The organism is Amycolatopsis dendrobii (genome assembly GCF_014145675.1).
In the GTDB taxonomy this organism is placed as follows: Bacteria; Actinomycetota; Actinomycetes; order Mycobacteriales; family Pseudonocardiaceae; genus Amycolatopsis; species Amycolatopsis dendrobii.
Genome location: NZ_JACGZW010000002.1, coordinates 256,911 through 269,589, shown reverse-complemented (window position 1 = coordinate 269,589; position 12,679 = coordinate 256,911). Strand labels below are relative to the sequence as shown.

Genomic DNA, 12,679 nt, shown 5'->3' with positions numbered 1-12,679 from the left:
TACTATCGGGCCCCGTGACCGCGCTGCTGACCCGTGCCGACGACGAGAGCGTGCGGCCGGACCCGGTCGACGCGCGCCGTCCCCCGACCGACCGCGAAGCCACCCTGCTCGGCCGGGCCATGCCCGCCGACCGGCTGCGCGGCTGGATCGTCACGATCGTGCTGACCGTGATCGGCGGCGTCGTCCGGCTGCAGAATCTGGGCCTTCCCACTGACCACAACAGTCCCGTCTTCGACGAGAAGCACTACGTGCCCCAGGCCGCGCAGATGCTGCGCAACGGCGGGTACGAGGACAACGCCGGGTACGAGCTGATCGTGCACCCGCCGCTGGCCAAGGACTTCATCGCGTTCGGCGAGTGGCTCTTCGGCTACAACGGCTGGGGCTGGCGGTTCATGTCGGCCGTGGCCGGCACGCTGATCGTGCTGCTCACCGTGCGCATCGCGCGCAGGCTGACCCGCTCGACGCTGCTCGGCGGCATCGCGGGCGTGCTGGTGATCTGCGACGGCGTGCTGCACCTGCAGTCGCGGATGGGGATGCTCGACATCTTCATCGCGTTCTTCGTGCTCGCCGCGTTCGCCTGCGTGCTCTGCGACCGCGACCAGGTACGGCAGCGGCTGGCCGTCGCGGTGCGCGAGGGCTGGGTCGGCGAATCGCAGTGGGGGCCGAAGCTCGGCTTCCGGTGGTGGCGGTTCGCGGCCGGGCTGATGATCGGCCTGACCTTCGGCGTGAAGTGGTCGGCGCTCTACTACATCGCCGCCTTCGGCCTGCTCACCGTGTTCTTCGACGTCGCGGCCCGGCGCGCGGCGGGCGTGCAGCGGCCGTGGGTCGGGACGATCCGCCGCGACGTCGCGCCCGCGCTGTGGGCGATCCTCGTCGTGCCGGTGCTGATGTACCTGGCGGCGTACTGGGCGTGGTTCGCCAGCGAGACCGCGACGGACCGGCACTACACCGAGATCAAGAACCTCGACCCGGGCATGTTCGGCTGGATCCCGCCCGCGCTGCGCTCGCTCGGCAGCTACACCGCCAACGTGCTGCATTTCCACGAAACCCTGCTGACGCCCAAGGACAATCCGCATCCGTGGGAGTCGAAGCCGTGGACGTGGCCGATGGGCCTGCGGCCGATGCTCTACTACTACGACGGCAACGTCACCGGCTGCGGCGAATCGCGCTGCCTCGGCGCGACGATGCTGATCGGCACGCCCGCGATGTGGTGGCTGGCCGTCCCGATGCTCGGCTGGGGCCTGTGGCGCTGGTTCTTCCGCGCGGACTGGCGCTACGCCGCCGTGCTCACCGGTTACTTCGCCGGCTACCTGCCCTGGTTCACCAACATCGACCGGCAGATGTACTTCTTCTACGCCACCCCGATGGCCCCGTTCCTGGTGCTCGGGCTGGTACTGGCGCTCGGGCAGATCCTCGGCAGCGCCAAACGCGGATTCGAACGGCGGGGCACCGGTCTGCTCGTCGTCTCGCTCTACGTCGGACTGGTGGTCGCGAACTTCGCCTGGCTGTGGCCGATCCTCAACGGCATCCCGATCACGAACGACCATTGGCAGGCGGAGATGTGGCTGCCTTCGTGGCGCTGAAGTAGGCGCCCGGCGGCGGATAGCAGGGGCGGCGCTACGGCCGTCGGCTCCAGCAGCTCGAACGCCTCGTGAGTGTTGATCACCGTTCTAACCGTGATCAACACTCACGAGGCTCACCGGGACGACCGGCGCGGCACAATCTGCGTGACCGGCCCGTCCAGTGCCTTGCCCTGCCGGCTCAGCCAGCCGTCGACCTCGCGCCGCACCGAGTTCAGCGTCGGGCGGCGGCGCGGCTCCGGGTCCAGCGACGCCGCCAGGATCCGCGCGTGCACCGAACGCTGCGGCAGGTGCGTGACCGGATCGGCGCGCGCCGCGGCCATCAGCGCGGCCATCGGCGTCTCGCGGGTGCCGCGCGGCGGCTGGCCGGACAGCGCGTAGCTGACCGTGGCGGCGAGCTGCCAGGCGTCCGACGCCGGGCTCGCCGGGGACCCCATCGCCTGTTCCGGCGCGACGAAATCGGGCGTGCCGATCATCATCCCGGTGGCGGTCATCTTGGAATCGCCCTGGCTGCGGGCGATGCCGAAGTCGATGAGGTGCGCGATGCCCGCCGGGTCGAGGATGACGTTGGACGGCTTCACGTCACGGTGCAGGACGCCCCGCTCGTGCGCCGCGACCAGCGCACCCGCCATCGTCGACCACAGCCGGCCGGCGGCGACGTCGTCGATCGGGCCCTGTCCGTCGACCACCTCGGCGAGCGGGCGGCCCTGGAGGTACTCCATGACGAGCGCGAGCCCGTCCGGTTCCTCGACCAGGTCGTACACGCGGACGCAGTTGGGGTGGTTCACCACGGCCAGCGCCCGCGCCTCGCGCTGCATGCGCTCCTCGGTGTCGCGGTCGGGCGCGTGCGCGATCTTGAGCGCGACAGTGCGGTTGAGCTGCGTGTCGACGGCTTCCCAGACCGTGCCGAACCCGCCGTGCCCGAGCTGGCGGACGCGCCGGTACCGGCTGCTGCCCGCGTTGCGCGAACCGGGCGGCGGCGGGATCGCGCCGGGCGCGGCGGCCAGCATCCCGGCGGGCGGCGGCTCCGGAGCGGACGCCAGCGCGGTGGCCGGGTACTGCTTGTTCTGCGGCGGCGGAGGCGGCGGCAGCTGCTCCCGGCGCGGCGGAGGCGGCGCGGCGGGCGGTTCGTCGCGGCGCGGTTCCGGCCGGTTGATCACCGACCACGGCGGCGGGCCGACCAGCGCGACCGGGATCAGCCCCAGGATGCTGAACGGCAGGAAGCCGAGCCAGAAGTGCACGGCGGTGTTGGCCGACATGCCCGAGCTCGCGACCGCCATGACCACGAAGGGGATCCAGAAGAACCGCGACGGCCACTTCGGCCCGCGGCGGAAGGCGGTGCGCGCTTGCAGCATCACGAACAGCAGCGAGCCGACCGGCAGCACGGTGAAGGCGAGCAGGTACAGCGCGTACGACAGCTTGAGACCGCGCGGGTAGAAGAGCGTCTCGAAGACGTTCGGCCCACCGCCGAGGTAGGTCTTCTGCACGCCGATGAACGAGCAGTAGTTCGTGCTCAGCTTGGCGGTTTCGGAGGCGGACAGGCCGCTCGCGCTGCCCGCGTTGGCCGCGCGGAAAGTCTCTGAGATGCCCGAGGCCATCAGCCACGGCAGCACCAGGACGCTGACCACGCCGATGAGCCCGAACACGGTGAGCGTCGTCGCGTCGTACCGGTTGCCGGTCCCCTTGCGGACGATCGCCACGATCAGCGCCCCGGCCGCCGGGAAGAGCGCGACGAGCGCACCCGCTGTGGTCGTCGCCCACACCCAGTCGCCGGGGCAGAACCCCGGGCCGAACAAGGTGTGCGCGAGCGAGAGCAGCGCGCTCGCGATTCCGCTCACCGGCTGGTTCCCCTCACTGTCAGTGTTGTCCTCGTGCCGCTGCGCGGCCGTTCCCCACGGTCCAGCTTAGGACGCACACAGCCGCCGCGGGGTTGCCGGGTCGCGCCGGGATCGTGATCCACCGCATCGATCTCGCCTGACCTCGCTGACCTGCGTTCCGCCGCGGGAAAGGCCATCATGAGGGCAGATTCGGCCGTCTGAAGTCAAAGGAGACCTCGTGGGCGCGTACACCGAGACGTATCGGCGCAGTCTGGACGACCCGGAGCGGTTCTGGCTCGAGGCTGCCCGGGCGATCGACTGGACGCAGCGGCCCACCCGCGCGCTCGACTCGTCCGCCGCGCCGTTCTACCGCTGGTATCCCGACGGCGAACTGAACACCTCCTACAACGCGCTCGACCGGCACGCGGACGGCGGCCGCGGCGCGCAGGACGCGCTGATCTGGGATTCGCCGGTCACCGGCCGCAAACGCCGCTACACCTACGCGGAGCTGCGGGACGAGGTCGCGACCTTCGCCGGCGCTCTCGCGTCGCTCGGCGTGACCCGCGGCGACCGCGTGATCCTCTATCTGCCCATGATCCCGCAGGCCGTCATCGCGATGCTCGCCTGCGCGCGGATCGGTGCGGTGCACTCCGTGGTGTTCGGCGGGTTCGCGCCGAAGGAACTGGCGGCGCGGATCGAAGACGCCAAGCCGAAGCTGATCCTCGCCGCGTCGTGCGGGATCGAGCCGACGCGGGTCGTCGAGTACAAGCCGATCATCGACGCCGCTCTCGAGACCACCGAGCACCAGCCGGACCATGTCGTGGTGTTCCAGCGCGAGCAGGCGCGCGCGGAACTGTCCGGCGCCGACCTCGACTGGACCGAACTGGTCGCCGACGCCGACCCGGTCGATCCGGTCCCGGTGAAGGCGACCGATCCGCTCTACATCCTCTACACGTCCGGCACCACCGGGCGGCCGAAGGGCGTGGTCCGCGACGCGGGCGGGCACGCGGTCGCGCTGGCGTGGTCGATGGGCGCGCTGTACGACGTCCACGCCGGGGACGTGTGGTGGACGGCTTCCGACGTCGGCTGGGTCGTCGGGCATTCGTACATCGTCTACGCGCCGCTGCTGGTCGGCGCGACAACCGTGCTGTACGAAGGAAAACCCGTCGGAACGCCGGATGCGGGCGCGTTCTGGCGGGTCATTTCCGAGCACGGCGTGCAAGCGCTGTTCACCGCGCCGACGGCGTTGCGCGCGGTGAAGAAGGTGGACCCGGACGCCGACGAGCTCAAAAAGTACGACCTTTCCCAGTTCCGCACCCTGTTCATGGCGGGCGAGCGGCTCGACCCGGAGACCTACCACTGGGCGCACGACATCCTCGGCACGCCGGTCGTCGACCACTGGTGGCAGACCGAAACCGGCTGGCCGATCGCGGCGAACCCGCGCGGTCTCGAACCGATGCCGGTCAAACCCGGATCGGCGACGAAACCGGTGCCCGGCTGGGACGTGCGCATTCTTGATCAAGCAGGCGAGGAGCTGCCAGCCGGTCGAGAGGGCGCGATCACGCTGAAACTGCCGCTGCCGCCGGGTTCGCTGCCGACGCTGTGGGGCGACGACGAGCGCTACCGCGAGGCGTACCTGTCGCGCTACCCCGGCTACTACCTGACCGGTGACTCGGGTTACCTCGACGAGGACGGCTACCTGTTCGTCATGGGCCGCACCGACGACGTGATCAACGTGGCCGGGCACCGGCTGTCGACCGGTTCGATGGAAGCCGTGCTGGCGTCGCATCCGGCGGTCGCGGAGTGTGCCGTGATCGGGGTCGCGGACCAGTTGAAGGGGCAGGTGCCGCGCGGGTTCGTGGTGCTGAAGTCCGGCGTGGAGGTGCCTGAGGAGCAGTTGCGGGACGAGCTGGTGGCGCTGGTTCGCCGCGATATCGGGCCGGTGGCGGCGTTCCGGGACGTCTCGGTGGTCAGCGCTTTGCCGAAGACGCGCTCGGGGAAGATCCTGCGCAAGACGATGCGCGGAATCGCCGACGGACGCGACGAGGCGGTTCCGTCGACGATCGAGGACCCGTCGGTGTTGGACGCGCTGCGGGCGATCCTGCGGCCCTGAGCATCGTCCCCATGGGGTTTTCTCAGCAGCGTGCTGCGCGGCGGGATCCCTCTCGCGATGCTCGCCGAGGGATGCGCACCACCGCTACCGAGAAACCCGCAATGTGGCATTGGAGCGCTGCGGGCATCCCGGCGAACGGGACATCAGGTGTCAGCCGACCCTTTCGGACGTTGTCAGCGGCGTGCGAAGTGGTCTATACCTCTTGGAGTCCGCCTTCTCCGCGACGCGACCGGAGGTATGCCGTGAGGAAGACCCTGTCCAGGGCCGTGCTTGGGGTGACCGTGCTCGGGCTCGCCGCGGTGGGAGTGCCCGGGCCGGCCGCGGCGAGTCCCGCGCCCAGCGAACGGCAGGTCACCGACCTCGTACCGATGCCGGTGCATGCCGTGGCGAAGGCGGACGCCACCTTCCGGCTCACGCCGCTGACCGTCATCCGCGCCGGGCACGGCACCGGCGACGTCGCCGCGTACCTGCGCGGCCTGCTGCGCCCCGCGACTGGCTTCCCGCTGCCGGTCGTCCCGGCGAGCCCGGGATTGTCCGCGATCTCGCTCGACCTCGGCCACGCCGACCCGCGCGTCGGCGACGAGGGATACCAGCTCGACGTCACGAAGAACGGCGTCCGGCTGCGCGCCAACACTTCCGCCGGGCTGTTCACGGGCGTCCAGTCGCTGCGGCAACTGCTGCCGTCGGCGATCGAGGCGAAGAGCGTGCAGCACCGCACGTGGACGATCGCGGGCGGCAGCGTCCTCGACTACCCGCGCTTCGCCCACCGCGGCGCGATGCTCGACGTCGCGCGGCATTTCTTCACTCCTGCGCAGGTGAAGAAGTACATCGACCAGATCGTCCAATACAAGATCAACACGCTGCACCTGCACCTCAGCGACGACCAGGGCTGGCGCATCGAAATCAAGAGCTGGCCGCGATTGGCGACCGAGGGCGGCAAGACCGCGGCCTACGGCGACCCGGGCGGCTACTACACGCAGGAGCAGTACCGCGACATCGTCGCCTACGCCGCGAGCCGACACATCACGGTCGTGCCGGAGATCGACATGCCCGGGCACACGAACTCCGCCCAGTCGGTGTACGCGGAACTGAACTGCGACGGGGTCGCGGTCCCGCCGCGCACCGACATCGAGGTCGGTTACAGCTCGCTGTGCATCAATTCGCCTACGACATACCGATTCGTCGAAGACGTGATCCGCGAACTCGCCGCGATCACGCCTGGCAAGTACATCGCGATCGGCGGCGACGAAGCACATTCGACGTCCGCGGCGGACTACAAAACCTTCTACGAGAAGGTAAGCCCGATGGTCGCCAAATACGGCAAGCTGATCACCGGCTGGCACGAAATCGTGAAGACGCCGCTGCCGACGTCCGCCGTGCCGCAATACTGGGACCAGGGCGGCCCGAACGCGGACATGGCCGCCGCCGCGGCGCGTGGGAACAAGTTCATCATGTCGCCCGCCAACCACGCTTATCTCGACATGAAGTACACCGAATCGACAAAACTGGGCCAGGATTGGGCCGGTCTGGTCGAAGTCCGCGACGCCTACGAATGGGACCCGGCGACGCTCGTCCCGGGTGTCGAGGAGAAGTCCGTGGCCGGTGTCGAAGCTCCGCTGTGGACGGAAACCATCCGGACCAACGACGACATCGAGTACATGGCGTTCCCGCGCCTGCCCGGCGTCGCGGAAATCGGCTGGTCGCCGCGAGCTTCCCGAACCTGGGACGGATATCGGGAGCGAATCGCCAAGCAAGCGCCGCGCTGGGAAGCGCAGGGAATCGACTTCTACCGCTCACCGCAGGTCGACTGGAAGTAACCCCTTCGCCCGGTCCACTTTGGACTTGATCCCTTTGCGATAGCTTCCGGGCAGTACGGTCGACTTCAGCACGCGCTCGGCCAGCTCCAGCATCGGCCGCGGTTCAGGCAGCTGCGCGTAATTCGCCGACGCGACCAGAAAGGTCTCCGCGACGGTCGGCCCCTCGGCCCGCTCCACGAGGTCGAGCGGGCCAGCCGTCGGGACCATGCCCGGACGCAGCACGCGCAGATACCAGCCGCAGCGATTCGTGCTGATCATCGCGGGAACGACGTCCTTGCGCCCGGTCCGCATCGCGAGCTTGAAGCACGGATGCCGCGGCTGGGCGATCTGCACGAGCGCGTCGCCCCAAGCCCAAACATCGCCGATCCGCGCGTCGCTCTCGAGCATGCCTTCGACGGAGAGGTTCTCGCCGAAGTCGCCGTGCGCCACGGAGTACCCCTCCGCGGTCCACACCGGATAGTGCTCGGCCGGATAGACGTAGACGGCTTTGTCCGGGCCGCCGTGCACCGAAAGGTCGGCTTGGCGGTCGCCGTCCAGGTTGAGCTCGGACAGTGCCAGCTCCGGGGTGTCGACCCGGGTTTTCCGGATGGCGCTCAGGACAGGCTGGTCCCGCTGGTGGCCGAGAACGGTCGGCTCGCCCACGTAGACGTCTTTCAGCGACAGCATGAGCTGAACCTAGCAAGTTTCCTCGGCTACTTGGACCGGTCGGGGAAGCCAGAGGTGCGGCTCCGCACGTAGACCGTCTCCTCCGGACCGGATTTCACGAACGCCGAGAAGGTCGCGTGGTACGGCGTCTCGAGGCGGGTGTAGAGACTGGCCTTCGCCTTCGGATCGTAGGTCCAGCCGAACTGCCGCATCTCGTCCGCGTCGAACGGAGGCCGCGCCTCGTCATACGGCGGCCGCGCGTCGCCGATCGGCCACGTGCGGGTCGGGTTCGCCGGGTCATCGCCGTAGCGCTTCAGGAATTCGTCCACACAGGACTTCGGTGCCACGAAGGCGAAGGCGAGCCGTTCGGTGAGTCGCGGCTGGACGTCGAAATGGAATTCCTTCACCGGACAGGGCGGCAGCGTCATCTGGAACCGGGCGGAGGCCGCTTCCCAGCTGACGCCGCTCTCACTGCCCGGATACGCCCGCGGATCCGGTTGGCCATCGCAGCCGGCCAAAAACGCGACAGAAAGGAGAAGGGCAGCGACCGCTTTCTTCGTCATTCCTTTGACGCAGCCGTTAATTCGGGGCACCAGTGGTCAGACTCCAGGCGTACACCGTCTCCTCGGCGCCCGATTTGACGTACAACCAGAACGTCGATTTGTTCGGGGTCCGAAAACCGTTGTACAGAGCGGACTTCGCCGTCAAGTCATAGGTCCAGCCGTATCGCTGCGACTTGTCCTCCCGGAACGGCGGATGGTTGTCGTCCCGAGGCCATTTCAGCGCCGGGTGCGCGGGGTCCGAACCGTAATGCGCCAAAAAGCCGTCCACACACGACTTCGAGGCCACGAAGGTGAACACGAGATGGTCCCGAAGCCGGGGCTGCACGTCGAATCGGAACTCCTTGGTCGGACACGACGGCAACGCGATCGCGTACCGCGCGGCAGCCTCCTCCCAACTGACCCCGTCCTCGCTGCCGGGATATGCCCTCGGGTCCGGCGGCCCACTGCACGCGGCCACCACTACGGCGGCAAGCACCGCGCCCGCCACCGTCGCCCGCGACGCCATGACTTTCCCTTTCCGTTGACGCCCTTGCCGCAGCCGTCACCAGGACGGCTGCGGCAAGGGCCGAGCACTGACCGATCAGGAGCCGCCAGGCAGGTCGAGGTGCTGGTTCGTACTCCCTACCACGGTGTAGTCCCGCGCCAGACCGACTGTGGGCATCCGCGAGAGGTCCTTGACGTTGTACGGAACTCCCCACACCTTGATCGGCGGCTTGTCCGCGTCGAAGTTGTACTGCTTCCTCAAATCGACTCGGTAGTCACCGCTCAACTGCACCTTCCCCGGGCCGGTCACCCGTGCCGACAAGTCACCCGTGACCCGATACTCGAACGCATGCAGAGCCAGGATGTGATCCGGCACCTGCTCGAAGGTCAAGCCCAGCCAGTTCGTGTTCAAGTTCAGGGCGCACGTCGTTCCAACCGGACCAGTGCACTTGGCCGCGGCCTGGTCCGCGTAGATGCTCAGACTGTCGTTCAGCTTAGCCTGCCATTGCGGGTCGCTGAACAGGTCCCGCATCTGCCCGTCGCTGAGGACATAGTCAGACCCGCTCTTCTGGGCCCAGTGATTGAACAGTTCGCAGGCAATAGGCCGGTTGTGGCAAGCGATCAAGGCAGCAGCGGCCTGCTCGTCGGAGAGCGCCTTGATCAAGTCTTGAATCCCGAACCGTTCCCAGGCATCCGGCTCGTGGAACGCCGGGTGGCCAGCCTCGTCGTCCGAATACGGGTGTCCGTCCTCGTCGGTCAAGTCCGGCGGACCCCCGAACATCTCCCGGAAGTAAAGCTCCCCCGCCCGCTTCCAAGCATCCGCGGCCGCCTGCACAGCCTCGTCCCGGCTGCGTCCGGCGTCCTGAGCCGACTTCGCCGCGTCGTTGGCCGCCGAGCGTGCGCTGGATGCCGAACCGGCTGCGTCCGAGGCCGAGGCCTGTGCCTGGCTGGCCGACTTCTGCGCCGACCGGGCCGCCTGTGCTGCCCTGGCTTCGGCGTCCGTCGCTTGCTTAGCCGACGCGACCGCGGCCTCGGCAGACTTCTTCGCCTCCGCGGCTGACGCAGACGCCTGGTTCGAGTACGTCTGCGCTTCGGCAGCCGACTTCTCTGCCTCTGAGGCGTACCTGGCAGCGTCGTCGGCCGCACCGCGAGCGATGGCGGCAGCACGAGCGGCGTCGAAAGCGTTCTGCCGCGCCAAAGCGGCGGACTGAGCGGCATCAGAGACGTAACCGGCGACCTCAGCGCGGTGCGTCGCGGTCAGGGCGTCCCGCTGCTGTGCCCGGTAAAGACCCGACTCGACGAAGGTCCGGACATAGCTCGGCGGGCCGGCCAATGCGGCTCGGCCTGCTGCCTTGACCTCCGGGCCGCCTGTGGCGACCGCCTGGGTGGCCAGCACGCGATCGTCGGCTTCGCGGGCGGTGTACTGGCCGGTGCGGATGAACTCGCGGACGTCGTCATCCGTTCCGGCGACGGCTTTCCGGCCCGCTGCCTGCACGCCAGGACCGCCGGCGGCGATGATCTGCGTGGCCAGCACGCGGTCGTCGGCGGAGCGGCCGGGGTACTTCCGGTTGTGCAGGAAGTCCTGGACCTCCGCGTCGGTGCCGGTCACCACCGTCTTCGCGGTCTGAGCCTCGGCGGCGTGCTCGGTCGAGGCCGCGATCGCGGCGACGCTCGCCCGGTCGTCCTGGTGCACCGCCCCGGGCTGGATGGTGAAGACGAAGCTGCGCACGTCGGCGTCATCGCCGATCAGCGCGGCTTCGGCTGCGGTGCGGGTGAACGGGCCACCGAGTTTGAACAAACCGGCGGCGGCCAGGCGGCCGTCGTGCACGACCACCGCTGGGTCGGCGCCCGGAGTGCGTGCTTCGGTGAGCAGCCGCTGGATTTCCGCGTCCTGCTTGGCTTCCTGTCCGGCAGTCCAGGTCGCGTCGGCTTTGGCCGCGGCTTCGGCGTCCTTCGCGGCTTGGGCGTCGGCGGTGTCCTCCGCTTCCTGCTGGACGAGCCGCTCGTCGTCGGCCTTGCGAGCGGTGGCGGCGACGGACGCGGCAGTGTCGGACGCGGTCTTCGCGTCGGTCGCTGCCTTGTCGGCTTCGGCGGCCGCAGCCTCGGCACGCTCAGCCGCGTGCTCGGCTTCCCCGGCGTGCGCGGCAGCTTCATCGGCGGCGTCGGCGGCAGCGGATGCGTGTGCTGCGGCCGAATCCGCCGCAGCGGCTGCCTGGTCGGCCGCGGCGACCGCTTCGTTGGCCAGTGATCGGGCGGCGGCCGCTGCCCGGCTCGCTTCCGCGGCTTGCGCCCTCGCTGCCGCAGCCGCGCGACGCGCTCGTTTCGCCTGTTCGCTGGCGTTACCGGCGTATCCGGCAGCAGCGTCGGCCGCGTCGCTGGCGAGGGCCGCATTCTGGCCTGCCGATGCCGCCGCGGTAGCGGCACCAGCGGCAGCGAATGCCGCGGTGACCGCGCCACGAGCAGCCTCGGCTGCTCGACGGGCATTCAGTGCGACACCTCGGGCGTCCACCGCCGCTTGCCTTGCCTGGTCTGCCTTTCCGGCGTCGGTAGCCGCTGCCGAGGCAGCACTCCGCGCCCTGGTCGCGGCCTGGCCCGCCTGCACCGCTGCGGTCGCGGCCTGAGCCGCGGCATTCGCGGCGACGCGGGCCGAGTTAGTCGCTGCCGACGCCGCGTGAATCGCCGTTCGCGCGGCGTCGGCGGCTCGGCTCGCGGCATCTGCGGCGCGACCGGCCGCAGCGGCGGCGAGTTGTGAATCGTCATGCGCAGCTTGCGTTTCGTCGGCGGCCTTCTGCGCGGCCTGCCGGGCGAGCTCCGCAGCCTGTACGGCCTGCGCCGACGCTTCCTTCGCGGTCTCGGTCTGCGCGGCGGCACGAGTCTGTGCGTCTGCCGCGAGATCGGCCAGTTGCGCGACGGTCAGCGTCTCGTGGTCCTGTGCGACCGCGACCTGGTAGCCGGTGGTGAGAAACTCCGCGACGTCGTCGGCAGTGCCGTTGAGAGCGATCTGCGCGGCCCGCTTCACCTGCGGACCGCCGGCGGCCATCAATTGCGTGACCCGCACCCGGTCATCCCCGGCCTGTGCCTTCGCCCGGCCGGTGCTGAGGAATTCCTGCTGCTGCTCCGGGGTCCCGGCGAGCGCTTCCCGAGCCGCGCGCTGGACGCCGGGGCCGCCCGCCGCGAGCGCCTGCGTGACCTCGACGCGGATGTCGTCGAGCCGAGGCTGCGCCCATCCGTCGGCCAGGAATGCCTGCATTTCCGCGACCGTGCCGCCAACCACCGCCTGCGCGGCACGGCGCACGCCCGGACCGGAATGCGCGATCAGCTGGGTGACCCGCACTCGCAGGTCCCGTTCGGCTGCGGTACCGAGGCCGGAGGTCAGGAACGCGTGCACGTCGGCATCGGTTCCGGTGAGCGCCAGTTCGGCGGCCGCTTTGACGCCGGGCCCGCCGGTTTTGAGCTGTTCGAGGGCTTGGCTCCGCTCGGACGGCGGCGCTGGATCGGCGGCTGCCGCGGGTATCGCGGAAAGCCCGGAAAACACGGTCGCCGCGGCGACCGCCACTGCCAAGGATCTGCGGAAAGGTTTCACAGTGTTCCTCCCCTGGACACGACGAGACAGCGAGCCGAACCGCGCCCGGAAAAGGGCGCGGACGACTCACCGAAGGTT

General features: G+C 69.5%; 8 protein-coding genes. 3 read left to right on the top strand and 5 right to left on the bottom strand.

The window, feature by feature from the left end:
• Positions 1 to 14 precede the first annotated feature (14 nt).
• Positions 15 to 1,583 (top strand): dolichyl-phosphate-mannose--protein mannosyltransferase, encoded by a 1,569-nt coding sequence (locus tag H4281_RS05385; protein ID WP_182889757.1) that lies wholly within the window; start codon positions 15 to 17, stop codon positions 1,581 to 1,583.
• A 113-nt stretch (positions 1,584 to 1,696) separates the two neighbouring features.
• On the opposite strand, the gene H4281_RS05380 is transcribed toward H4281_RS05385, so the two are convergent.
• Complete coding sequence (locus tag H4281_RS05380) at positions 1,697 to 3,418, bottom strand: serine/threonine-protein kinase (RefSeq protein WP_043832524.1); 1,722 nt, start codon at positions 3,416 to 3,418, stop codon at positions 1,697 to 1,699.
• Positions 3,419 to 3,635: 217 nt separating this feature from the next.
• Between H4281_RS05380 and H4281_RS05375 the strand changes: the two genes are divergently transcribed.
• Both H4281_RS05375 and H4281_RS05370 read left to right on the top strand, forming a co-directional pair.
• On the top strand, positions 3,636 to 5,510 hold the full coding sequence (locus H4281_RS05375) for a propionyl-CoA synthetase (RefSeq protein WP_182889756.1): 1,875 nt from the start codon (positions 3,636 to 3,638) through the stop codon (positions 5,508 to 5,510).
• Positions 5,511 to 5,752: 242 nt separating this feature from the next.
• Positions 5,753 to 7,327 (top strand): beta-N-acetylhexosaminidase, encoded by a 1,575-nt coding sequence (locus H4281_RS05370; RefSeq protein ID WP_182889755.1) that lies wholly within the window; start codon positions 5,753 to 5,755, stop codon positions 7,325 to 7,327.
• Here H4281_RS05370 and H4281_RS05365 read toward each other — a convergent pair.
• From H4281_RS05365 to H4281_RS05350, 4 genes are all read right to left on the bottom strand, one after another.
• Positions 7,304 to 7,993: an MOSC domain-containing protein gene (locus tag H4281_RS05365; protein WP_182889754.1), complete on the bottom strand. Its 690-nt coding sequence runs from the start codon at positions 7,991 to 7,993 to the stop codon at positions 7,304 to 7,306. The two genes, H4281_RS05370 and H4281_RS05365, sit on opposite strands and share 24 nt — an antisense overlap.
• A 26-nt stretch (positions 7,994 to 8,019) precedes the next feature.
• On the bottom strand, positions 8,020 to 8,535 hold the full coding sequence (locus tag H4281_RS05360) for a hypothetical protein (RefSeq protein ID WP_182889753.1): 516 nt from the start codon (positions 8,533 to 8,535) through the stop codon (positions 8,020 to 8,022).
• Between the two features lie 16 nt (positions 8,536 to 8,551).
• Positions 8,552 to 9,040, bottom strand: a complete 489-nt coding sequence (locus tag H4281_RS05355; protein ID WP_182889752.1) for a hypothetical protein — start codon at positions 9,038 to 9,040, stop codon at positions 8,552 to 8,554.
• Positions 9,041 to 9,115: 75 nt separating this feature from the next.
• Entirely contained in the window at positions 9,116 to 12,601 is a 3,486-nt protein-coding gene (locus H4281_RS05350) for an ALF repeat-containing protein (protein WP_182889751.1), read from the bottom strand.
• Positions 12,602 to 12,679 lie beyond the last annotated feature (78 nt).

Coding starts and splice junctions, on each gene's coding strand:
- H4281_RS05365 (WP_182889754.1), bottom strand. CDS start 7,993: ATGCTGTCGCTGAAAGACGTCTACGTGGGCGAGCCGACCGTTCTCGGC.
- H4281_RS05360 (WP_182889753.1), bottom strand. CDS start 8,535: ATGACGAAGAAAGCGGTCGCTGCCCTTCTCCTTTCTGTCGCGTTTTTG.
- H4281_RS05355 (WP_182889752.1), bottom strand. CDS start 9,040: ATGGCGTCGCGGGCGACGGTGGCGGGCGCGGTGCTTGCCGCCGTAGTG.